At 59.6% G+C, this 22,930-nt stretch carries 25 protein-coding genes and 1 tRNA gene; 24 read left to right on the forward strand and 2 right to left on the reverse strand.

Annotated elements, in window-relative coordinates:
- Positions 1-277: 277 nt before the first annotated feature.
- Positions 278-362 (reverse strand) — tRNA-Leu (locus V3W40_RS23755).
- 108 nt (positions 363-470) lie between these two features.
- Here V3W40_RS23755 and queA point away from each other — a divergent pair.
- The 6 genes from queA to V3W40_RS23785 all read left to right on the forward strand — a co-directional run bounded on the left by queA (position 471) and on the right by V3W40_RS23785 (position 6,545).
- On the forward strand, positions 471-1,520 hold the full coding sequence (gene queA, locus V3W40_RS23760) for a tRNA preQ1(34) S-adenosylmethionine ribosyltransferase-isomerase QueA (protein WP_330215742.1): 1,050 nt from the start codon (positions 471-473) through the stop codon (positions 1,518-1,520).
- A gap of 5 nt (positions 1,521-1,525) precedes the next feature.
- The gene (gene tgt, locus V3W40_RS23765; RefSeq protein WP_161985738.1) at positions 1,526-2,641 is read left to right on the forward strand and encodes a tRNA guanosine(34) transglycosylase Tgt; all 1,116 of its coding nucleotides are present in this window, start codon (positions 1,526-1,528) and stop codon (positions 2,639-2,641) included.
- A gap of 43 nt (positions 2,642-2,684) precedes the next feature.
- Complete coding sequence (gene yajC / locus V3W40_RS23770) at positions 2,685-3,023, forward strand: preprotein translocase subunit YajC (RefSeq protein ID WP_003175975.1); 339 nt, start codon at positions 2,685-2,687, stop codon at positions 3,021-3,023.
- 62 nt (positions 3,024-3,085) lie between these two features.
- Entirely contained in the window at positions 3,086-4,954 is a 1,869-nt protein-coding gene (gene secD, locus V3W40_RS23775) for a protein translocase subunit SecD (RefSeq protein ID WP_027605408.1), read from the forward strand.
- Between the two features lie 9 nt (positions 4,955-4,963).
- Positions 4,964-5,878 (forward strand): protein translocase subunit SecF, encoded by a 915-nt coding sequence (gene secF, locus V3W40_RS23780; RefSeq protein WP_330215743.1) that lies wholly within the window; start codon positions 4,964-4,966, stop codon positions 5,876-5,878.
- 124 nt (positions 5,879-6,002) lie between these two features.
- Positions 6,003-6,545: a glycine zipper 2TM domain-containing protein gene (locus V3W40_RS23785; protein WP_015885750.1), complete on the forward strand. Its 543-nt coding sequence runs from the start codon at positions 6,003-6,005 to the stop codon at positions 6,543-6,545.
- Positions 6,546-6,653: 108 nt separating this feature from the next.
- Here V3W40_RS23785 and suhB read toward each other — a convergent pair whose 3' ends face one another.
- On the reverse strand, positions 6,654-7,469 hold the full coding sequence (gene suhB, locus V3W40_RS23790) for a type III secretion system regulator SuhB (protein ID WP_003175971.1): 816 nt from the start codon (positions 7,467-7,469) through the stop codon (positions 6,654-6,656).
- 145 nt (positions 7,470-7,614) lie between these two features.
- Between suhB and trmJ the strand changes: the two genes are divergently transcribed.
- From trmJ to bamB, 18 genes are all read left to right on the forward strand, one after another.
- Complete coding sequence (trmJ, locus tag V3W40_RS23795; RefSeq protein ID WP_027605410.1) at positions 7,615-8,385, forward strand: tRNA (cytosine(32)/uridine(32)-2'-O)-methyltransferase TrmJ; 771 nt, start codon at positions 7,615-7,617, stop codon at positions 8,383-8,385.
- A gap of 2 nt (positions 8,386-8,387) precedes the next feature.
- On the forward strand, positions 8,388-9,170 hold the full coding sequence (gene cysE, locus V3W40_RS23800) for a serine O-acetyltransferase (RefSeq protein ID WP_065924871.1): 783 nt from the start codon (positions 8,388-8,390) through the stop codon (positions 9,168-9,170).
- Positions 9,171-9,479: 309 nt separating this feature from the next.
- Positions 9,480-9,971, forward strand: coding sequence for a Fe-S cluster assembly transcriptional regulator IscR (gene iscR / locus V3W40_RS23805; protein WP_003194020.1), 492 nt, complete (start codon positions 9,480-9,482; stop codon positions 9,969-9,971).
- A 50-nt stretch (positions 9,972-10,021) separates the two neighbouring features.
- Positions 10,022-11,236: an IscS subfamily cysteine desulfurase gene (locus V3W40_RS23810; protein WP_017530022.1), complete on the forward strand. Its 1,215-nt coding sequence runs from the start codon at positions 10,022-10,024 to the stop codon at positions 11,234-11,236.
- A 99-nt stretch (positions 11,237-11,335) separates the two neighbouring features.
- Positions 11,336-11,722 carry a Fe-S cluster assembly scaffold IscU gene (iscU, locus tag V3W40_RS23815; protein WP_028617851.1) on the forward strand — a complete coding sequence of 129 codons (387 nt, stop codon included), beginning with the start codon at positions 11,336-11,338 and terminating at the stop codon, positions 11,720-11,722.
- Positions 11,723-11,750: 28 nt separating this feature from the next.
- Entirely contained in the window at positions 11,751-12,074 is a 324-nt protein-coding gene (gene iscA, locus V3W40_RS23820; RefSeq protein ID WP_024077295.1) for an iron-sulfur cluster assembly protein IscA, read from the forward strand.
- 8 nt (positions 12,075-12,082) lie between these two features.
- Complete coding sequence (hscB, locus tag V3W40_RS23825; RefSeq protein WP_027605413.1) at positions 12,083-12,604, forward strand: co-chaperone HscB; 522 nt, start codon at positions 12,083-12,085, stop codon at positions 12,602-12,604.
- A 53-nt stretch (positions 12,605-12,657) separates the two neighbouring features.
- Complete coding sequence (gene hscA, locus V3W40_RS23830) at positions 12,658-14,520, forward strand: Fe-S protein assembly chaperone HscA (protein WP_065939251.1); 1,863 nt, start codon at positions 12,658-12,660, stop codon at positions 14,518-14,520.
- Between the two features lie 3 nt (positions 14,521-14,523).
- Positions 14,524-14,865 carry an ISC system 2Fe-2S type ferredoxin gene (gene fdx, locus V3W40_RS23835; protein ID WP_065924869.1) on the forward strand — a complete coding sequence of 114 codons (342 nt, stop codon included), beginning with the start codon at positions 14,524-14,526 and terminating at the stop codon, positions 14,863-14,865.
- 14 nt (positions 14,866-14,879) lie between these two features.
- The gene (iscX, locus tag V3W40_RS23840) at positions 14,880-15,080 is read left to right on the forward strand and encodes a Fe-S cluster assembly protein IscX (RefSeq protein ID WP_065924868.1); all 201 of its coding nucleotides are present in this window, start codon (positions 14,880-14,882) and stop codon (positions 15,078-15,080) included.
- Positions 15,081-15,171: 91 nt separating this feature from the next.
- Positions 15,172-15,597 carry a nucleoside-diphosphate kinase gene (ndk, locus tag V3W40_RS23845; RefSeq protein WP_017846179.1) on the forward strand — a complete coding sequence of 142 codons (426 nt, stop codon included), beginning with the start codon at positions 15,172-15,174 and terminating at the stop codon, positions 15,595-15,597.
- Positions 15,598-15,626: 29 nt separating this feature from the next.
- Positions 15,627-16,775, forward strand: a complete 1,149-nt coding sequence (gene rlmN, locus V3W40_RS23850) for a 23S rRNA (adenine(2503)-C(2))-methyltransferase RlmN (protein WP_027605416.1) — start codon at positions 15,627-15,629, stop codon at positions 16,773-16,775.
- Positions 16,776-16,787: 12 nt separating this feature from the next.
- Positions 16,788-17,546: a type IV pilus biogenesis/stability protein PilW gene (gene pilW / locus V3W40_RS23855; RefSeq protein ID WP_330215744.1), complete on the forward strand. Its 759-nt coding sequence runs from the start codon at positions 16,788-16,790 to the stop codon at positions 17,544-17,546.
- The gene (locus V3W40_RS23860; protein WP_330215745.1) at positions 17,546-18,547 is read left to right on the forward strand and encodes a RodZ family helix-turn-helix domain-containing protein; all 1,002 of its coding nucleotides are present in this window, start codon (positions 17,546-17,548) and stop codon (positions 18,545-18,547) included. The genes pilW and V3W40_RS23860 overlap by 1 nt, the downstream gene beginning before the upstream one ends.
- Before the next feature lie 2 nt (positions 18,548-18,549).
- Positions 18,550-19,659, forward strand: a complete 1,110-nt coding sequence (gene ispG, locus V3W40_RS23865) for a flavodoxin-dependent (E)-4-hydroxy-3-methylbut-2-enyl-diphosphate synthase (RefSeq protein WP_003175952.1) — start codon at positions 18,550-18,552, stop codon at positions 19,657-19,659.
- A 23-nt stretch (positions 19,660-19,682) separates the two neighbouring features.
- Positions 19,683-20,972, forward strand: a complete 1,290-nt coding sequence (gene hisS / locus V3W40_RS23870) for a histidine--tRNA ligase (RefSeq protein WP_330215746.1) — start codon at positions 19,683-19,685, stop codon at positions 20,970-20,972.
- Between the two features lie 41 nt (positions 20,973-21,013).
- Positions 21,014-21,655 carry a YfgM family protein gene (locus V3W40_RS23875; protein WP_027605420.1) on the forward strand — a complete coding sequence of 214 codons (642 nt, stop codon included), beginning with the start codon at positions 21,014-21,016 and terminating at the stop codon, positions 21,653-21,655.
- On the forward strand, positions 21,648-22,799 hold the full coding sequence (gene bamB, locus V3W40_RS23880) for an outer membrane protein assembly factor BamB (RefSeq protein WP_065924864.1): 1,152 nt from the start codon (positions 21,648-21,650) through the stop codon (positions 22,797-22,799). The genes V3W40_RS23875 and bamB overlap by 8 nt, the downstream gene beginning before the upstream one ends.
- Positions 22,800-22,930 lie beyond the last annotated feature (131 nt).

Here is a 22,930-nt window from a genome sequence, read left to right on the forward strand (position 1 = left end):
CGAGGAGGCGCCTCGGGAGGGGCTTCAGTGCTAAAGTCCATGCCCATTAAAGGAAACAGGATCTCCGCTCGAAGTGCTAGCAGTACTTTGGGTGGGGCCAGGGGTAACCAAGGGTCGTTTTAGTGTTCTCGCAAGGCCTGTGAGTGGGCCTGTTGGACTTTATGGTGGGGGTTGAGGGGGATTCGCACTATCTCGCTCTCTGGAGGCTGTCGCGGCCTCAGAGCGCTTTTCTGCAGACGAAAAAAAAGACCTTGAAATTCAAGGTCTTTCTTTAAGATGGTGCCCCGAGGGAGACTCGAACTCCCACTCCTTTCGAAAACGGATTTTGAATCCGCCGCGTCTACCAATTCCGCCATCAGGGCTCAATGGCGGCGAAGTATAGAGATGAGATTACCGTTGGTCAATCACGTTTCATGGTCTATTTTCACTATTTCCGCTAGACTTCCCGGCCCTGCTAGACGAACCCCATCATGCGCGTTGCTGACTTTACTTTTGAACTCCCTGATTCGCTGATTGCTCGCCACCCTTTGGCCGAGCGTCGCGCCAGTCGACTGCTGACCCTGGACGGGGCCAGCGGCACCCTCGCACACCGTCAATTCACTGATTTGCTTGAGCATTTGCGTCCTGGCGATCTGATGGTGTTCAACAATACCCGGGTCATCCCGGCACGGCTGTTTGGCCAGAAAGCATCCGGCGGCAAGCTGGAAATTCTGGTGGAACGGGTGTTGGACAGCCATCGTGTGCTGGCCCATGTACGCTCCAGCAAGTCGCCGAAACCGGGTTCGAGCATCCTCATCGAGGGTGGCGGTGAAGCCGAGATGGTGGCGCGTCGTGATGCGCTGTTCGAACTCCGGTTTGCCGAAGAGGTTTTGCCGTTGCTGGAGCGTGTCGGCCATATGCCGTTGCCTCCTTATATCGACCGCCCGGACGAAGACTCGGACCGTGAGCGCTATCAAACGGTCTATTCCCAGCGCCTCGGTGCGGTTGCCGCGCCGACTGCCGGGCTGCATTTTGACCAGCTGCTGCTGGATGCGATTGCCGCCAAGGGCGTCGAGACCGCCTATGTGACCCTGCACGTGGGGGCCGGTACGTTTCAGCCGGTGCGTGTGGATAACATCGAAGACCACCATATGCACAGCGAATGGCTGGAAGTCAGCCAGGACGTCGTGGACGCGGTTAACGCTTGCAAGGCGCGCGGCGGGCGGGTGGTTGCGGTGGGTACCACCAGCGTGCGCTCCCTTGAGAGCGCGGCGCGTGATGGCGTGCTCAAACCGTTCAGTGGCGACACCGATATCTTTATTTACCCAGGCCGGCCGTTCCATGTGGTCGATTGCCTGGTTACCAACTTCCATTTGCCGGAATCCACGCTGTTGATGCTGGTGTCGGCCTTCGCGGGTTATCCCGAAACAATGGCGGCGTACAAAGCAGCCATCGACAATGGATACCGTTTTTTCAGCTACGGTGATGCGATGTTTATCACCCGTAATCCGGCGCCGCGCGGCCCAGAGGAACAACTATGAGTCGTATGTCGTTTGAATTGCTCGCCACCGACGGCAAGGCCCGTCGCGGTCGCCTGACGTTTCCGCGCGGTACGGTAGAGACCCCGGCATTCATGCCCGTGGGCACCTACGGCACCGTTAAAGGCATGCTGCCGCGTGACATCGTCGCCACCGGCGCCGAGATCATCCTCGGTAACACCTTCCACCTGTGGCTGCGTCCAGGCACTGAAGTGATCAAGAAGCATGGCGACCTGCATGACTTCATGAAGTGGCATGGCCCGATCCTCACGGACTCGGGTGGTTTCCAGGTGTTCAGCCTGGGCGCCATGCGCAAGATCAAGGAGGAGGGCGTGACCTTCGCCTCGCCGGTGGACGGTTCCAAGGTATTCATGGGCCCGGAAGAGTCCATGCAGGTGCAACGCGACCTGGGCTCGGACATCGTGATGATTTTCGACGAATGCACACCGTACCCGGCTGATGAGGACGTCGCGCGGATTTCCATGGAGCTGTCCCTGCGTTGGGCCCAGCGTTCGAAGAATGCCCATGGCGACAACACCGCGGCGCTGTTTGGCATTGTCCAGGGCGGCATGCATGAAAGCCTGCGCAAACGCTCGCTGGAAGGCCTCGACAAGATCGGTTTTGACGGCCTGGCCATCGGCGGTTTGTCGGTGGGCGAACCCAAGCACGAGATGATCAAGGTACTGGACTACCTGCCAGGCCTGATGCCCGCTGACAAACCTCGTTACCTTATGGGCGTTGGCAAACCCGAAGATCTCGTAGAGGGTGTGCGCCGCGGTGTGGACATGTTCGATTGCGTGATGCCAACCCGTAATGCCCGCAATGGGCATCTGTTCATCGATACAGGCGTGCTCAAGATCCGTAACGCGTTCCATCGCCATGATGATTCGCCGCTGGATCCCACCTGTGATTGCTACACCTGCCAGAACTTCTCCCGTGCTTATCTGCACCATCTGGACAAATGCGGGGAAATGCTGGGTAGCATGTTGAATACCATCCACAATTTGCGTCACTACCAAGTCCTGATGGCTGGTTTGCGCGAGGCTATTCAACAGGGTACATTGGCCGCCTTCGTCGATGCCTTCTATGCCAAGCGCGGGCTCCCTGTGCCGCCCTTGGACTGAGTTTTCCGACCCTAAGATTCACTATTTGCAACTGGAGTGCTAAATGAGCTTTTTTATCTCTAACGCCATGGCTGACGCCGCTGCGCCTGCTGCTGCCGGCCCTATGGGCGGTGGTTTCGAGTGGATTTTCCTGGTGGGCTTCCTGGTCATCTTCTACCTGATGATCTGGCGTCCACAGGCCAAGCGTGCCAAAGAGCAGAAGAACCTGCTGGGCAGCCTGCAGAAAGGCGACGAAGTCGTGACCACCGGCGGCATCGCGGGCAAGATCACCAAGGTTTCCGATGCTTTCGTGGTTCTGGAAGTCTCCGACACCGTGGAAATGAAGTTCCAGAAGGGCGCCATCGCCGCCACGCTGCCAAAAGGCACGCTCAAAGCGATCTAAGTTCCAACCTTTACCAATCGACGGGGCGCGCAAGGCGCCCCGCGTTATAAGCGGGCGGCGTGATGCTGAACAAATACCCTCTGTGGAAATACGTACTGATCCTGGCGGTGCTGGCGATCGGTTTTATTTATTCCGCTCCCAATCTTTACCCTGATGACCCGGCGATCCAGATCACTGGCGCCAGCACTTCGCTGCAGGTCAACCAGGCTGACTTGGAGCGCGCGAGCAAGGCGCTGGCCGACGCGGGTATCCAGGTTAAAGCGGCAACATTGGCAGCTGGTGCGAAGGGCGGGTTGTTGCGCCTGACCAAGCAAGAAGACCAATTGCCGGCAAAAGATGTCGTACGCAAGGCCATGGGTGACGATTACGTTGTTGCCCTGAACCTGGCACAGACCACGCCACAGTGGTTGCGCAGCATTGGCGCGCACCCGATGAAGCTGGGTCTGGACTTGTCCGGTGGTGTGCACTTCCTGCTGGAAGTCGACATGGACAAAGCCCTCGACGCACGCCTGAAGGTCTATGAAGGCGACGTGAAGAGCCTGCTGCGTAAAGAGAAGCTGCGTTATCGCAGCCTGCCGCAGCTCAACGGTGCCATCCAGCTGGGCTTCTCTGACGAGGCCTCCCGTGAACAGGCCCGTGCGCTGATCCGCAAGAACTTCAACGATTTCGACATCGTACCGGCCGACCTGAATGGTCAGGCGGTACTGCGTCTGGCGATGAGCCCGGCCAAAATCGCGGAAATCCGCGAATACTCCATCAAGCAGAACTTGACCACGGTACGTAACCGCGTCAACGAGCTGGGTGTGGCCGAGCCGATTGTTCAGCGTCAGGGCGCCAACCGCATCGTGGTTGAGCTGCCGGGCGTGCAGGACACCGCTGAAGCCAAGCGTATCCTGGGTAAAACCGCCAACCTGGAGTTCCGTCTTGCGGCTGAGCCGGGTGCTTCCCGTGCAACTTCCGAAGAGTTCGAGTTCCGTGAAGGCAACCGTCCTCCGGCGCTGATCGAGCGTGGCTTGATCATCACCGGTGACCAGGTGACCGACGCCAAGGCCGGTTTCGGCGAGCACGGTACCCCTGAAGTGAACATCCGCCTGGATGGCCACGGCGGCGAACTGATGAGCCGCGCCACGCGCAGCAACGTTGGTCGCAGCATGGCGGTGATCTTCATCGAGCAGCGCCCGGTGACCACCTACACCAAGCAAATGGTCAACGGCGTCGAGAAAGACGTACCGGTGCAGACCTTCAAGGAAGAGAAGAAGATCATCAGCCTGGCGACCATCCAGTCGCCGCTGGGTGCTCAATTCCGCATCACCGGCCTGAACGGCCAGGGCGAATCCTCGGAGCTGGCCCTGTTGCTGCGTGCCGGTGGCCTGGCTGCGCCGATGTACTTCGCTGAAGAACGTACCATCGGCCCGAGCCTGGGTGCCGACAACATCACCAAGGGTATCGACGCGGCCTTGTGGGGCATGCTGTTCGTGTCGCTGTTCATCATCGCCATCTACCGCTTCTTCGGCATCATTGCCACCGTGGCCCTGGCGGGCAACATGGTGATGCTGCTGGCCCTGATGTCGCTGCTGGGCGCTACGCTGACCTTGCCAGGTATCGCCGGTATCGTACTCACCATGGGTATGGCGGTAGACGCCAACGTGCTGATCTTCTCGCGGATTCGTGAAGAGATCGCCGCCGGCATGACCGTACAGCGTGCAATCAACGAAGGCTTCGGCCGGGCATTTACCGCGATTCTCGACTCCAACCTGACCACATTGCTGGTTGGCGGGATTCTCTTTGCCATGGGCACCGGCCCGGTCAAAGGTTTTGCGGTAACCATGTCCCTCGGTATCTTTACCTCGATGTTCACGGCCATCATGGTGACCCGCGCAATGGTCAACCTGATCTTTGGCGGGCGTGACTTCAAGAAGTTGTGGATTTAAGGGGCTGCCATGTTACGTACAATCAACTTCATGGGCGTTCGCAACATTGCGTTCGGCGTCACCTTGCTCCTTACCGTTCTGGCGTTGTTCAGCTGGTTCCATAAGGGCCTGAACTACGGTCTGGACTTCACCGGCGGTACGCTCATCGAGCTGACCTACGAGAAGCCCGCCGACGTCACCCTGGTACGCAGTGAGCTGGTCAAGGCCGGCTATCACGAAGCCATCGTGCAGAGCTTCGGTGCGACCACCGACCTGCTGGTGCGCATGCCTGGCGAAGACCCGCAACTGGGTCACCAGGTAGCCGAAGCCTTGCAGAAGGTGGGTGGTGACAACCCTGCGTCGGTCAAGCGCGTCGAGTTCGTGGGCCCGCAAGTGGGTGAAGAGCTGCGCGACCAGGGCGGCCTCGGCGTGCTGATGGCGCTGGTCGGTATCATGATCTACCTGGCTTTCCGCTTTCAGTGGAAGTTCGGTGTCGGCGCCATTGTGTCGCTGATCCACGACGTGATCGTGACCGTGGGTATCCTGGCGTACTTCCAGATCACCTTCGACCTGACCGTGCTGGCGGCCGTGCTGGCGATCATTGGTTACTCCCTCAATGACACCATCGTGGTATTCGACCGGGTTCGCGAGAACTTCCGCGTACTGCGCAAGGCGTCGCTGATCGAGAACATCAACATCTCCACCACCCAGACCCTGCTGCGGACCATGGCGACGTCGATCTCCACCTTGCTGGCGATCGCGGCGCTGATGATCTTCGGTGGCGACAACCTGTGGGGCTTCTCCCTGGCGCTGTTCATCGGCGTCCTGGCAGGCACCTACTCGTCGATCTACATCGCCAACGTGGTGCTGATCTGGCTGAACCTCAACAGCGAAGACCTGATCCCTCCTGCCGCCACTGGCAAGGAGGTCGACGACCGTCCTTGAGGGGCGCTTGTTGATCTGCTGTTACAAAAAGGGCACGAGTATTGAACTCGTGCCTTTTTTTTTGCTCCAAGGCTGGGTATAGCGCGGATCTTTCGGTCCGTTTGTGATGGTCAGGAGGTTCAACGTGAACAAGTCGTTACTGGTTGGTGCGGTATTGGGTGCTGTCGGTGTAACTGCCGGGGGTGCTGTTGCCACCTACAGCCTGGTAAAAAGCGGCCCTGAGTATGCGCAAGTGCTGGCGGTGCAGCCGGTGAAAACCCAGATTAAAACACCTCGCGAAGTCTGCAAGGACGTCGCAGTGACCCGGCAGAAGCCGGTGCAGGATCAACATCAGATCGTCGGTACGGTGGTTGGTGCGCTGGCCGGTGGCCTGTTGGGTAACCAGGTCGGTGGCGGTAACGGCAAGAAGCTGGCCACTGTGGCCGGTGCGGTCGGTGGTGGTTACGCCGGTAACAAGGTTCAGGAAGGCATGCAGAACCGCGATACCTATACCACCACCCAGACTCGCTGTAACACCGTCAACGACATCAGTGACAAGGTCGTTGGCTATGACGTGCGTTACACCTTGGATGGCAAGGAAGGTTCGGTGCGCATGGATCGTGATCCGGGCGGCCAGATTCCAGTCGACAAGGAAGGGCGTCTCGTCCTGGGCCAGAACCAGCAGTAAGTCTTCTCTTGTATTTGATTTGTGGTGGTGTTGGTATTTAAGCTCACACCAAGCAAATCCCAGGCATAAAAAAAGCACCCCACAGGGTGCTTTTTTTTGCTCGCTCGCTTAGCGCTTCAGCGAAGCCGGCAGGTGCGGCTGGATCGCCGTCAGTACTGCCTTGAAGCATTTGGTGTTGCCAGCAACGACGTGGCCTTTTTCCAGGAAGTCATGACCGCCGGTGAAGTCGCTCACCAGGCCGCCGGCCTCTTGGATCAGCAGGGCGCCTGCAGCCATGTCCCACTCGGACAGGCCCGACTCCCAGAACGCATCAAAACGACCGGCAGCCACATAGGCCAGGTCCAGGCTGGCCGCGCCAGCACGACGGATGCCGGCAGTCTGGCCAACCAGGGCGCGGAACATGCCCAGGTAGTTCTCCAGGTTGTCCATCTGGTCGTCACGGAACGGGAAGCCGGTACCCAGCAGGGCGCCGTCCAGGCTGGTGCGACCGCTGACGCGCAGGCGACGACCGTTCAGCTGGGCACCACGGCCACGGCTGGCGGTGAATTCTTCCTGGCGAACAGGATCGAGTACTACAGCGTGTTCCAGGCGGCCACGGTATTTGCAGGCAATGCTGACGGCAAAGTGCGGGATGCCGCGCAGGAAGTTGGTGGTGCCATCCAGTGGGTCGATGATCCACAGGTAGTCTTCGCCTTCGCCGCTGCCTTTGTGCAGGCCGGTTTCCTCGCCGAGGATGCCGTGGGTAGGGTAGGCCTTGCGCAGCGCGTCGATGATCTTCTGTTCAGCGGCGCGATCCACCTCGGACACATAATCCTTGGCGTCTTTTTCGTCGACCTTGATGGTATCCAGGCGCTCGATGGAGCGGAAGATCAATTCACTGGCGCTGCGGGCGGCGCGCAGCGCGATATTCAGCATGGGCTGCATGGATGTGTCACCTAAGGTTGTTAAAGAAAGCCGAGCATTCTAGCAGAAACTTTCTTCAGGTGAAGGACGACGTTAGCTTTCATGGCATAACCTTAGGCTGTTCTGTAAGATTTGCTCCCCTTTCCCGTGTCCGAGAGCGCCTACCTTGCTGCAGAACATTCGTGTCGTCTTGGTCAATACCAGTCATCCCGGCAATATCGGCGGAGTGGCGCGAGCCATGAAAAACATGGGGCTGACGCGCCTGGTGCTGGTCGAACCGCGCGTGTTCCCGCACCACGAGGCCGATGCCCGCGCATCCGGCGCCAATGACATCCTGGAAAAAGCCCAGGTGGTCGCCACTCTGGAAGACGCCTTGGTCGGCTGCAACCTGGTGCTTGGCACCAGCGCCCGTGACCGCCGCATCCCCTGGCCGCTGCTGGATCCGCGTGAGTGCGGTACCAAGGTAGTGGAAGAGGCGGCCGGCGGTGCTGAAATCGCCCTGGTATTCGGCCGTGAAGACTCCGGCCTCACCAATGAAGAGCTGCAACGATGTCATTATCACGTGCACATTCCATCAGACCCTGGGTTCAGTTCGCTGAACCTCGGGGCAGCGGTGCAGGTGTTGAGTTACGAAGTGCGCATGGCCTGGCTGGCCGCTGAAGGGCAGCCGAGCAAGGTAGAGAAGGATGAAGTGGCGTCGACCAAGAGTGGCGAACTGGCCACCATGGACGAGCTGGAGCGGTTCTATGAGCACCTGGAGCAAACCCTGGTGGCCATCGAATTCCTCGATCCGGAAAAACCTCGGCACTTGATGGCGCGCCTGCGCCGCCTGTACGGGCGCAGCTCGGTCAGTCGAGCGGAAATGAATATATTGCGTGGCATCCTCACGGAAACCCAGAAAGCGGCCCGTGGCGAGCTTCTTAAGCGGAAGGATTAAAAATGTTCGAGCGTTTGCGAGAAGATATCCAGAGTGTTTTCCATCGTGACCCGGCGGCGCGCAACGCCTTTGAGGTGCTGACCTGCTACCCGGGCATGCACGCGATCTGGATCCATCGCCTGTCCGGCGCCTTGTGGAATATGGGCTGGAAATGGTTGGCGCGGCTGGTGTCGAACTTCGGCCGCTGGTTGACCGGGATCGAGATTCACCCAGGTGCCAAGGTGGGACGTCGCTTCTTTATCGATCACGGTATGGGCATCGTCATTGGCGAGACTGCCGAGATTGGTGACGACGTGACCCTCTACCAGGGCGTGACATTGGGCGGCACCAGCTGGAACAAGGGTAAGCGCCACCCGACGCTGGAGGATGGTGTGGTGGTGGGTGCGGGCGCCAAGGTGCTTGGTCCGTTCACCGTAGGCGCTGGCGCCAAAGTCGGCTCCAACGCCGTGGTGACCAAGGCCGTGCCGGCCGGCGCCACTGTAGTGGGGATTCCGGGGCGGATCATCGTCAAGCCGGAAGTGGGCGATGAGCAGGAAGCCAAGCGCAAGGCCATGGCCGAAAAAATCGGTTTCGATGCCTACGGTGTCAGCGAAGACATGCCCGACCCTGTCGCGCGCGCCATCGGCCAGTTGCTTGACCACCTGCAAGCGGTGGACGGCAAGCTGGACGGTATGTGCGGCGCGCTGAAGGAATTGGGCAGCAGCTACTGTGCGAAAGACCTGCCTGAGCTGCGCGAAGAGGACTTCGCCGAGATCAAGAGTGAGCCCGCCACCAAAGCTGGATGAGATCTCACATTTGCTGCTAGGCCCATGTGGGAGGCTTGCCCCCCCCCCCCCCCGATGGCCATCTGTCAGTCACCCAATATATTGACTGATCCACCGCTATCGGGGTGTAGCCCCCTCCCACATGTGATCTCCATTGGTCTCGATATCGAGCCATCGCCGCGCTGCCGCTGTTCGTCCTCGCCCCGTCCTGCTATGATTCGCGCGCCCTTTTTACGGGTAATCCTGACTAAAGTACTAGGTCTTATAGTTGACTTAAATACTCGGGAATCGCATACTTGCTCCCATTCTGAAACACCTTGGTACTTGTCCATGAGACTGACTACAAAAGGCCGATACGCGGTGACCGCCATGCTTGATTTGGCCTTGCACGCGCAAACTGGGCCGGTGTCCCTGGCCGATATCTCCGAGCGCCAAGGCATTTCCCTGTCCTACCTTGAGCAGCTGTTCGCCAAGTTGCGCCGTAGCAATCTGGTCTCCAGTGTGCGTGGGCCGGGCGGCGGCTATCAGCTGTCCCGCGACATGCAGGGCATCCAGGTGGCCCAGGTGATCGACGCGGTCAACGAATCCGTCGACGCGACCAAGTGCCAGGGCCTGGGTGACTGCCACGCCGGCGACACCTGCCTGACGCACCACTTGTGGTGTGACTTGAGCCTGCAGATCCATGAGTTTTTGAGTGGTATCAGCTTGGCTGATCTTGTGACTCGCCGTGAGGTGCAAGAAGTAGCCCAGCGTCAGGACCAGCGCCGTTGCAATACCAAGGCGCCGCGTCTGGACAAGATCGAAGCGTCCGCCGTCGAGTGACAGCCGAAGAGCTAACGGCACGCCAGCCAGCCTGATTTAGGAGAAAGTCCATGAAATTGCCGATTTACCTTGATTACTCAGCGACCACCCCGGTTGATCCGCGTGTCGCGCAAAAGATGAGCGAGTGCCTGCTGGTCGACGGAAACTTCGGCAACCCGGCCTCCCGTTCCCACGTTTTCGGCTGGAAAGCCGAGGAAGCGGTCGAGAACGCTCGTCGCCAGGTTGCCGACCTGGTTGGCGCAGATCCGCGTGAAATCGTCTGGACCTCCGGTGCCACCGAGTCCGACAACCTGGCTATCAAGGGCGCGGCGCATTTCTACGCGACCAAAGGCAAGCACCTGATCACCACCAAGATTGAGCACAAGGCTGTCCTCGACACCATGCGCCAACTGGAGCGTGAAGGTTTCGAGGTCACTTACCTTGAGCCAACCACCGACGGTATCGTCACCCCGGCCATGATCGAAGCCGCGCTGCGTGAAGACACCATCCTGGTTTCCGTGATCCACGTGAATAACGAAATCGGTACCATCAACGACATCGCGGCCATCGGCGAGCTGACTCGCTCCAAAGGCATCCTGCTGCACGTCGACGCTGCTCAGTCCACCGGCAAGGTCGATATCGACCTGTCCAAGCTGAAAGTCGACCTGATGTCGTTCTCGGCCCACAAGACCTATGGCCCCAAAGGCATCGGCGCACTATACGTGAGCCGCAAGCCACGCGTGCGCATCGAAGCCACCATGCACGGCGGCGGTCACGAGCGCGGCATGCGTTCGGGCACCCTGGCGACCCACCAGATCGTCGGCATGGGCGAAGCCTTCCGCGTAGCCAAGGAAGACATGGCTGCCGAAAACGTACGTATCAAGGCCCTGAGCGATCGCTTCTACAAGCAGGTCGAGAACCTTGAAGAGCTGTACATCAACGGCAGCATGACTGCCCGTGTACCGCACAACCTGAATTTGAGCTTCAACTATGTCGAAGGCGAGTCGCTGATCATGGCGCTCAAGGACCTGGCGGTTTCGTCCGGCTCGGCCTGTACCTCGGCTTCGCTTGAGCCTTCGTACGTACTGCGCGCCCTGGGCCGCAACGACGAACTGGCACACAGCTCGATCCGCTTTACGTTCGGCCGCTTCACCACCGAAGAGCAAGTCGACTACGCCGCGCAGAAGGTTTGCGAAGCCGTCAACAAGCTGCGCGTCCTGTCGCCGCTGTGGGACATGTACAAAGACGGTGTCGATATTTCCAAGATCGAGTGGGCGGCACACTAACTATAGAAGCCGCCACCCAAGCTCTGTAGGAACGTGGCGGAAAACGCAGGCGTTTCTACAGGGTTCCAGAGCGGCCCTGATGAGTGAGGATTCAGTACCATGGCTTACAGCGAAAAGGTCATCGACCACTACGAAAACCCGCGCAACGTCGGCAAGATGGACGCGGAAGACCCTGATGTCGGCACCGGCATGGTCGGCGCTCCGGCGTGCGGCGATGTGATGCGCCTGCAGATCAAGGTCAACGACGCTGGCGTTATCGAAGACGCCAAGTTCAAGACTTACGGTTGCGGTTCGGCCATCGCCTCCAGCTCCCTGGCGACCGAATGGATGAAAGGCAAGACCCTGGATGAGGCTGTGACTATCAGCAATACCCAGCTGGCCGAAGAACTGGCCCTGCCGCCAGTGAAAATCCACTGCTCCGTGCTCGCAGAAGACGCCATCAAGGCGGCCGTTCGCGACTACAAGCAGAAGAAAGGCTTGATCTAAGCATTTGGCGACGAGTAAGGAGTCAACGATGGCTATCAGCATGACAGAAGCGGCTGCGCGGCACGTGCGACGCTCCCTGGATGGGCGCGGTAAAGGTGAGGGGATTCGTCTGGGTGTTCGCACCACGGGCTGCTCCGGCCTTGCCTATGTGCTGGAGTTCGTCGACGAGGTGGTTGATGAGGACCAGGTGTTCGAAAGTCACGGCGAGAAAGTGATCATCGACCCTAAAAGCCTGACTTACCTGGACGGCACCGAACTCGATTTCGTCAAGGAAGGGTTGAACGAAGGCTTCAAGTTCAACAACCCCAACGTACGCGGTGAATGTGGCTGCGGCGAAAGCTTCAACATCTGAGGCTATTCGTGGGTACTCCTTGTCATTTCGCTTTATTCGAGCTGCAGCCGAGTTTTCGGCTGGACCTCGAGCAGCTTGCCACGCGCTACCGAGAATTGGCGCGTGGGGTGCATCCGGACCGCTTCGCTGACGCTTCCGAGCGTGAGCAGCGCCTGGCGCTGGAGCAATCGGCCAGCCTCAACGAAGCCTATCAGACGCTCAAAAGCCCACCGAAGCGCGCGCGTTACCTGCTCGCGATGAACGGTGGCGAGTTGCCCCTGGAAGTGACCGTGCACGACCCGGACTTCCTGATGCAGCAGATGCAGTGGCGTGAAGAGCTCGAAGACCTGCAGGACGAAGCCGATGTGGCGGGTGTCGCGGTCTTCAAGCGTCGTCTGAAAGTTGCCCAGGATGAGCTCAACGAAAGCTTCGCAGCCTGTTGGGACGATGCAGCGCAACGTGAACAGGCCGAGCGCCTGATGCGGCGCATGCAGTTCCTCGACAAGCTCACCTACGAAGTGCGCCAGCTGGAAGAGCGCCTCGACGATTAACCCAGTGTGCTGCCCGTGATGCGCGCCTGATAGACAGATAAGACCTGATTACCATGGCTCTACTGCAAATCGCCGAACCCGGCCAAAGCCCTCAACCGCACCAGCGTCGCCTGGCGGTGGGGATTGACCTGGGTACCACCAATTCCCTGGTTGCTGCCTTGCGCAGCGGCCTGTCCGAGCCGCTGCCCGACGCTGACGGCCAGGTGATCCTGCCGTCCGCCGTGCGCTATCACGCTGACCGCACCGAAGTCGGTGAGTCGGCCAAGTTGGCGGCGTCTACCGATCCTTTGAACACCGTGCTGTCGGTCAAGCGCTTGATGGGTCGTGGCCTGTCCGACGTCAAGCAATTGGGCGACCAGCTGCCGTACCGCTTTGTCGGTGGTGAATCCCATATGCCGTTCATCGACACGGTCCAGGGCCCGAAAAGCCCGGTGGAAGTGTCGGCGGATATCCTCAAGGTGCTGCGCCAGCGCGCGGAAACCACGCTGGGTGGCGAACTGGTCGGTGCGGTGATCACCGTCCCGGCGTATTTCGATGATGCCCAGCGCCAGGCCACAAAGGACGCGGCGAAACTCGCCGGCCTGAACGTGTTGCGCCTGCTCAACGAGCCGACTGCTGCGGCCGTGGCCTATGGCCTGGACCAGCATGCCGAAGGCCTGGTCGCTATTTACGACCTGGGTGGTGGCACTTTTGATATTTCGATCCTGCGCCTGACTGGCGGCGTGTTCGAAGTACTGGCTACCGGTGGCGATACAGCGCTGGGTGGCGATGACTTCGACCACGCCATCGCGGGTTGGATCATCAGCAGCGCCGGCTTGTCCGCTGACCTGGATCCGGGCGAGCAGCGTAACTTGCTGCAAACGGCCTGTGCCGCCAAGGAGGCGCTGACTGACGCTGCTTCTGTTGACGTTTCCTACGGCAGTTGGTGCGCCAAGCTGACTCGCGAAGCCTTTGATTCGCTGATCGAACCGATGATCGCCCGCAGCCTGAAAGCCTGCCGTCGTGCCGTGCGTGACTCCGGTATCGAGTTGGAAGACGTCGGTGCCGTGGTCATGGTCGGCGGTTCAACCCGTGTGCCAAGGGTTCGCGAAGCCGTGGCCGAAGCCTTTGGTCGCCAGCCGCTGACGGAAATCGACCCGGACCAGGTGGTCGCCATCGGCGCCGCCATCCAGGCCGATACCCTGGCCGGCAATAAGCGCGATGGCGGCGAACTGCTGCTGCTTGACGTGATCCCGCTGTCCCTGGGGCTGGAGACCATGGGCGGGCTGATGGAGAAGGTGATTCCACGGAACACCACCATCCCCGTCGCTCGCGCCCAGGACTTCACGACCTATAAAGATGGTCAGACGGCGATGATGATTCATGTGCTGCAAGGCGAGCGCGAGCTGATCAGTGACTGCCGCTCCCTGGCGCGCTTTGAATTGCGCGGCATCCCGGCCATGGTCGCGGGTGCGGCGAAGATTCGCGTGACCTTCCAGGTCGACGCCGACGGCCTGCTCAGCGTCGCCGCGCGCGAGCTGGCGTCCGGCGTGGAGGCCAGCATCCAGGTCAAGCCGTCCTACGGCCTGACTGACGGTGAAATCGCCAAGATGCTCAAGGATTCGTTCCAATACGCCGGTGACGACAAGGTCGCGCGTGTACTGCGCGAGCAACAAGTGGATGCCCAGCGCCTGCTTGAAGCGGTGCAGGGCGCCCTTGATGCCGACGGCGAGCGTTTGCTGGATGCCGAAGAGCGCATGGTCATCGACCTGCAGATGCAGGAGCTGGCCGAACTGATGAAAGGCAACGATGGTTACGCCATCGAGCAGCAGACCAAGCGCTTGTCGCAGGTCACTGACGCCTTTGCTGCCCGCCGCATGGATCAGACGGTAAAAGCCGCACTGGCCGGGCGCAACCTGAATGAAATCGAGGAATAATTAATGCCGCAGGTCATTTTTCTGCCACACGCCGAGCATTGCCCGGACGGTATGGTTGTTGAGGCTGAGACCGGCAAGTCCATCCTCGAAGTTGCCCATGACAACCACATCGAGATCGAAAGTGCCTGTGGTGGTGTGTGCGCCTGCACCACCTGCCACTGCATCATTCGCGAAGGCTTCAGTAGCCTGGAAGAGGCCGATGAGCTGGAAGAGGATTTTCTTGATCGCGCCTGGGGCCTGGAAGCCACTTCTCGCCTAAGCTGTCAGGCAAAGGTCGGGACTGAAGACATCACCGTCGAAATTCCGAAATATTCGCTCAACCATGCGGCCGAAGCGCCGCACTGATTCAAGGAAGTGTCATGAGTCTTAAATGGGTTGATGTGCAAGAGATCGCTATCCTGTTGGCCGACGGCAACCCGGATACGGATCCCTATTCCCTGAATTTTGTTGCTTTGCGTGACATGGTCATGGCCTTGCCAGGCTTTGATGATGAGCGCGATCGCGGTGGCGAAAAGGTCCTGGAAGCTATCCAGACTGCCTGGAAAGAAGAGCAGGACTGACGCCTCCCTTACGCAGTTAGGCAATACCCAAGAACCCGCGTATAATTCGCGGGTTTAATTTTTCGTAAATTACCGTTTCTGGAGTTACACCATGGCTGTTCAACGTACTTTCTCCATCATCAAGCCTGACGCTGTTGCAAAAAACGTCATCGGCGAGATCACCACTCGTTTCGAAAAAGCCGGCCTGAAGGTTGTAGCTTCGAAACTCAAGCAACTGTCCAAGGCTGAAGCTGAAGGCTTCTACGCTGAGCACAGCGCTCGTGGCTTCTTCGGCGACCTGGTTGCCTTCATGATCTCCGGTCCTGTTGTTGTTCAGGTTCTGGAAGGCGAAAACGCCATCGCTCTGAACCGTGAGCTGATGGGCGCTACCAACCCTAAAGAAGCCGCTGCCGGCACCATTCGTGCTGACTTCGCTGACTCCATCGACGCCAACGCTGTTCACGGTTCGGACTCCGAAGCCGCTGCTGCTCGCGAAATCTCGTACTTCTTCGCAGCTACCGAAGTAACCACTCGCTAAGCATCGGCTTAAAGAGTGAGGGTGAATCCATGACGACATCGACTGTAAAAACCAACCTGCTGGGTCTGACTCAACAGGAAATGGAAAAATTCTTCGACTCAATCGGGGAGAAGCGTTTCCGTGCCGGTCAGGTAATGAAATGGATTCACCACTTTGGCGTCGACGATTTCGACGCCATGACGAACGTCAGCAAGGCCCTGCGCGACAAGCTCAAGGCTATTGCTGAAGTACGTGGCCCCGAAGTGGTCAGCGAGGACATCTCCAGCGACGGCACCCGTAAGTGGGTGGTGCGCGTAGCGTCCGGCAGCTGCGTCGAGACCGTGTACATTCCCCAGGGCAAGCGCGGTACCTTGTGCGTTTCGTCCCAGGCAGGCTGTGCCCTGGACTGCAGTTTCTGCTCCACCGGCAAGCAAGGCTTCAATAGCAACCTCACTGCCGCCGAAGTGATCGGCCAGGTGTGGATTGCCAACAAATCCTTTGGCAGCGTCCCGGCGACCGTCGACCGTGCAATCACCAACGTGGTGATGATGGGCATGGGTGAGCCGCTGCTGAACTTCGACAACGTCATCGCAGCCATGCACCTGATGATGGACGACCTGGGCTACGGCATCTCCAAGCGCCGTGTGACCCTGTCGACCTCCGGCGTGGTCCCGATGATCGATGAGCTGGCCAAGCACATCGACGTCTCCCTGGCGTTGTCGCTGCACGCACCCAATGACGCATTGCGTAACCAATTGGTGCCGATCAACAAGAAGTATCCGCTTAAGATGCTGCTCGAATCCTGCCAGCGTTATATGGCGACCTTGGGCGAAAAACGTGTGCTGACCATTGAGTACACCATGCTCAAGGATGTTAACGACAAGGTCGAACACGCGGTCGAGATGATTGAACTGCTCAAGAACACCCCGTGCAAGATCAACCTGATTCCGTTTAACCCGTTTCCACATTCTGGTTACGAGCGGCCAAGCAACAACGCCATTCGCCGTTTCCAGGATCAACTGCACCAGGCCGGCTACAACGTCACCGTGCGCACCACCCGTGGTGAAGACATCGACGCCGCGTGTGGTCAATTGGTCGGGCAGGTGATGGACCGCACCCGCCGCAGCGAGCGCTATATCGCCGTGCGTGAATTGAACGCCGCCGACGATCTGCCGCAAATTGCTGTGAATCGAATCTGAGAGAGGATCTCTATGCCCTTGCGCCTTGCGCTGCTTTTGCTTGTTACCGGCCTCACCGCCGGTTGTGTTTCATCGGGCTATGACAGCCCTTTGCAAACCGGCAAGGGCCGTGACGAGGCGCGGGTTGCCTATGTGCAACTGGGGTTGGGTTACCTGCGCCAAGGCATGAGCGAGCAGGCCAAGGTGCCGTTGAAAAAAGCCCTTGAACTGGACAGCGAAGATGCCGACGCCAATGCTGCGCTGGCCCTGGTGTTCCAGGCCCAGGCCGAGCCTGAACTGGCTGACCGGTATTTCAACAAAGCCCTGGCCGCACGGCCTGCCGATCCGAAATTGCTGAACAATTACGGCAGTTTCCTGTTCAAGCAAAAGCGTTTTGGCCAGGCCGCCCTTTATTTCCAGCAAGCCAGTACCGATACCCTCTATCCTGGGCGCGCGCGGGTGTTCGAGAACCTTGGGGTGACCTCGATGCACCTCGGCCAGCGCGACAGCGCACGCCAGCAGCTGGAAAAAGCCCTGCACTTGAACGGCCATCAGCCACGAGCGTTGCTCGAAATGGCTGAGTTGTCCTACGAAGACAGGCATTATGTGCCGGCACGTGACTATTACGAGCGTTTTAGCCTGCTCAGCGGGCAAAATGCACGTAGTCTATTGCTCGGCGTGCGCCTGGCGACGGTTCATGAAGAACACGACACGGCCGCACGTTTTGGCCAGCAACTCGAACGACTCTATCCCGGTACGCCGGAATATCAGCAATACCTGTCGGAGCAATGATGAAAGCGGCGCACCCGGAAGTTGTAGCAGCTAATCGCGTAAACCCAGGCGACACCTTGCGTCAGGCCCGCGAAAGCAATGGTTGGTCGCTGGCGGAAGTGGCCCTCAAGCTCAATTTGACCACCACCTCCCTGGGCAACCTTGAGGCCGGCGCATTCGAAAAGCTGCCTGGGCATACCTTCGCCCGTGGCTATATCCGCGCATACGCCAAGTTGCTGGGCATCGACCAGGCCGTGTTGGTCCAGGAATTCGACCAGTTCACCGGCACCGACTCCCAGGGCAGCAATGTGCATGGCCTGGGTCGCATCGAAGAGCCGGTGCGGGTTTCCCACACAATCCTGCGGATTGTCAGCCTGTTGTTGCTGATCGCCGTGATCGGCGGCGGTTTCGTCTGGTGGCAAGACCAGACGTCCCAGCGCAGTAAAGACCTGACCAGCAACGCCATGGAGCACGTCGAAGTCGAGAGCGCCGACGGCACCACCCAGATTCATCCGCTGGATGAGCCGGAAGACCAGGCCGTTGCCCAAGGCCAGGCTGCCCCCGAAACCCCGGCCACCGCTGAGCCGTCCGAACCGGAAAGTGCCCCGACCGCTGCCGTACCGGCCCCAGTGACACCGGCCACGCCAGCCCATACCCCCGCGGCTCCGGTTGCCCAGGCTCATACACCGGCTGCTCCGGTCCCGGCGCCAGCGACTACGGCGCCAACCGCTCCGGCAGCCCCTGCGATTTCACCACCCACCACCCCTGCGTTGATTGCCGGTGACGGGCGTGTACAAATTACCTTCGTCGCTGACTGCTGGACGCAAGTCACCGATGGCAACGGCAAAGTGCTGGTCAGTGGTCTCAAGCGTAAGGGCGATACGCTCGACCTGGGCGGCAAGCCTCCTTTGACGCTGCGTCTGGGCTTCGCCCGTGGCGCGCAAGTGGCCTACAACGGCCAGCCTGTAGACGTAGCGCCGTTCACCACTGGCGAGACCGCTCGCCTGAAGTTGGGACAATAGTCATGCACGGCGAATCTCCAATCAAACGTCGCGTATCGCGCAAGATCTGGGTCGGCTCGGTGCCGGTGGGTGGCGACGCCCCCATCGCGGTACAGAGCATGACCAACAGCGACACCAATGACGTTGCCGCTACCGTTGCCCAGATCAATCGCCTGGAAGCGGCCGGTGTAGACATCGTTCGGGTATCCGTCCCGGACATGGACGCTGCCGAGGCTTTCGGTCGCATCAAGCAGCTGGTCAAGGTGCCGCTGGTTGCCGACATTCACTTCGACTACAAGATCGCCTTGCGTGTGGCCGAGTTGGGTGTCGATTGCCTGCGCATCAACCCGGGCAACATCGGTCGTGAAGACCGTGTGCGCGCTGTGGTGGACGCTGCCCGTGATCGCGGGATCCCGATCCGCATCGGCGTCAACGCCGGTTCCCTGGAAAAAGACCTGCAAAAGAAGTACGGCGAGCCGACCCCGGCAGCGCTGGTCGAGTCTGCACTGCGTCATGTTGAACACCTCGAACGCCTGAACTTCCAGGACTTCAAGGTCAGCGTAAAGGCCTCCGACGTGTTCATGGCGGTGGAAGCCTACCGCCTGCTGGCCAAGGAAATCGTGCAGCCGCTGCACTTGGGCATCACCGAAGCCGGCGGTTTGCGCTCAGGCACAGTGAAATCTGCGGTGGGTCTCGGTATGCTGCTCGCCGAAGGGATTGGCGATACTATCCGCATCTCGTTGGCGGCAGACCCGGTAGAGGAAGTGAAAGTCGGCTACGACATTCTCAAATCCCTGCGTTTGCGTTCACGCGGCATCAACTTCATTGCCTGCCCGAGTTGCTCGCGGCAGAACTTCGACGTGGTGAAAACCATGAACGACCTGGAGTTGCGCCTCGAAGACCTGCTGGTGCCGCTGGATGTTGCAGTGATCGGTTGTGTGGTCAACGGCCCGGGTGAAGCCAAGGAAGCCCATGTGGGCTTGACCGGCGGTACACCGAACCTGATTTACATCGACGGTAAGCCGTCGCAGAAGTTAACGAATGACAATCTGGTGGATGAGCTGGAAAAGCTGATCCGCGAGAAAGCGGCCGAAAAGGTCGCGGCTGACGCAGCGCTGATCGCTCGCGGCTGATTGAACGAATTTAAGGATTTGATGTGAGCAAGTCTCTGCAAGCCATTCGTGGCATGAACGACATCCTGCCGGAGCAAACGCCGTTGTGGCGCTACCTCGAGGGTACTGTCGCGCGCCTGCTGGATAACTACGGTTACAAGCAGATCCGCATGCCGATCGTCGAGTTCACCGAGCTGTTCAAACGCTCCATCGGTGAAGTGACCGACATCGTCGAAAAAGAGATGTACACCTTTGAAGACCGTAACGGCGACTCCCTGACCTTGCGTCCGGAAGGTACTGCCGCGTGCGTGCGCGCCGTGCTTGAGCATGGCCTCACCGGTGCTGGCCAGCCGCAGAAACTGTGGTACATCGGCCCGATGTTCCGTCACGAACGTCCACAGAAAGGCCGTTATCGCCAGTTTCATCAGATCGGCCTGGAAGTATTCAACATCGACGGCCCGGACATCGACGCGGAGCTGATCGTGCTGACGTGGCGCCTATGGGGCCTGCTGGGCATCCGCGACGCGGTCAAGCTTGAGCTCAACAGCCTGGGCACCAGTGAATCCCGCGGCCGCTATAAAGTGGCCCTGGTCGAGTACCTGTCCGCCCACCTGGACAAGTTGGATGAAGACAGCCAGCGTCGTCTGAAGACCAACCCGTTGCGCGTCCTCGATACCAAGAACGCCGACACCCAGGCCGTGCTGGTCAATGCGCCGAAAATGGCCGATTACCTGGACGACGAATCCCGCATTCACTTCGAAGGCCTCAAGGCTCGTCTGGACGCGGCCGGCATTCCGTTCGTGATCAATACCAAGCTGGTGCGTGGCCTCGATTACTACAGCAAGACCGTGTTCGAGTGGGTCACCGACAAGCTCGGCGCCCAGGGCACCGTGTGTGCGGGCGGCCGTTACGACGGCCTGGTCGAGCAGATGGGCGGCAAGCCGACCACCGGCGTGGGCTTCGCCATGGGGATCGAGCGGCTGATCCTGCTGCTGGAAACCCTGGAGCAGGTTCCGGAAGAAATCTCCCGTCAGGTGGACGTGTACCTGTGCGCCTTTGGCGAGGCCGCCGAACTGGCCGCCCTGGCCCTGAGCGAAAAAGTACGTGACCAGTTGCCCAACCTGCGCCTTCAGGTCAATGCCGGCGCAGGCAGCTTCAAGAGCCAGTTCAAGAAGGCCGACAAGAGCGGTGCGCTGTACGCACTGATCCTTGGCGATGACGAGCTGGCCCAGCAAGTGATAGGTTTCAAACCCCTGCGTGGCCAGGGCGAGCAACAGAACATTGCCTTTGATGCGCTCGCTGCGCACTTGGCCACCTGCGTCGTGCAGGGTTGAAGCTGTCGAACAGCCGAATTTAGCGATTAAGGAGTATTGGGGTGTCGAGTACTGATGATGAGCAGTTGGCCGAGTTCAAGGACTGGTGGCAGCGTAACGGCAAGCCCTTGGTTACTGGCGGTCTGCTGGCTTTAGTGGTGGTGTTCGGCTGGCAAGCCTGGACAAAGTATCAGGCCAACCAGTCCCAGGGCGCCTCGATCGTTTATCAGCAATTGCTGGAAACCACCCTGACGCCGGACGGCAAGCCCGACCCCGCGCAGGTTGCAGACCTGGCAGGCAAGCTGAAGAACGAATTCGGCGGCAGCACCTACGCCCAATACGGCAGCCTGTTCGTCGCGAAAGTCGCGGTCGATACCGGCAAGCTGGATGACGCCGCCGCAGAACTCAAGGCCATCGCCGACAAGCCGACCAACCCGACCCTGGGTGAAATCGCGCGTCAGCGCCTGGCCCAGGTATTGGCGGCACAGAACAAGGCTGACGAAGCACTCAAACTGCTCGACGGCGATGCGGACAAGGCATTTGTAGCCACTCGCGAAGAGCTCAAGGGCGACCTGTTGGTCCAATTGGGTCGTACCGACGAAGCCAATGCTGCGTACAAGAAAGCCAAGGCGGCGCTGTCTGATGAAGCGGCGGTCGGTGGCTTACAAATCAAGCTGGACGACTTGGCCAAAGGGGATGCATGACGTGATCCGTTGGAAACATGCAGCATTGCTGGCTCTGGCCGTTCTGGCCGCGGGTTGCAGCAGCAACAGTAAAAAAGAACTGCCTCCGGCCGAGCTGACCAGCTTCAAGGAAGAAGTCGTCCTGCAAAAGCAATGGAGCCGCTCCATCGGTGATGGCCAGGGCGAGACCTACAACATGCTGGTGCCGGCAATCGACGGTGACAACATTGTGGCCGCTGACGTAACCGGCGTGGTGATCTCCATGGATCGCATGAACGGCGACGTGAAGTGGAAGAAAGACCTCGAATTGCCTGTATCCGGCGCCGTAGGCGTGGGTTACGGCATGGTCATGCTCGGCACGCTCAAGGGCGAAGTCGTGGCGCTGGACTCCAGCACCGGTGAAGAGAAATGGCGCGCTCGCGTGACCAGTGAAGTCCTCGCACCGCCTGCCACCAACGGCGATATCGTCGTGGTGCAAACCCAGGATGACCGTGTGATCGGCCTGGACGCCAGCACCGGCGAACAGCGTTGGTTGTACGACAGCACCCCGGCGGTGCTGACCTTGCGCGGTACCAGTGGTCCGGTTGTGACCAACAATCTGGCCGTTGCAGGCCTGTCGACCGGTAAAGTAGTTGCCCTGGACACCAGGAACGGCGTGCCGGCCTGGGAAACCCGTGTGGCCATCCCCCAAGGTCGTTCCGAGCTGGATCGCGTAGTGGACATCGACGGTGGCTTGCTGCTGTCGGGCGAAACCCTCTACGTCGCCACTTACCAGGGCCGCGTTGCCGCGCTGGACCTGCAGAGCGGCCGGGTCAACTGGCAGCGTGATGCTTCCAGTTATGCGGGTGTCGCCCAAGGGTTTGGCAGCGTCTACGTAAGCCTGGCGTCCGGCACCGTTGAAAGTGTCGATGAGCGTTCCACCACTGCACTGTGGAGCAATGACTCCCTGGCCCGTCGTCAACTGTCGGCTCCGGAAGTGTTCTCCAGCTATGTAGCGGTCGGCGACTTCGAAGGCTACCTGCACCTGCTGAGCCAGGTGGATGGTCGTTTTGTAGGTCGTGAGCGTATCGACAGCGACGGCCTGCGTGCTCGTCCGCTGGTGGTGGGCAACATGCTTTATGTGTTTGGCAACAGCGGCAAGCTGGAAGCCCTGACCATCAAGTAAGAACTATGCTTGGGGGTAACCCCTCAAGCAGCTTCACCTGTAGGAGCGAGCTTGCTCGCGAAAATCGTTAACGATAACGCGTGCTGTCTGAATAAACGCGGTGCCATTGCGTTTTTCGCGAGCAAGCTCGC

The organism is Pseudomonas sp. AM8 (assembly GCF_036346475.1).
GTDB classification, from domain to species: Bacteria; Pseudomonadota; Gammaproteobacteria; order Pseudomonadales; family Pseudomonadaceae; genus Aquipseudomonas; species Aquipseudomonas marginalis.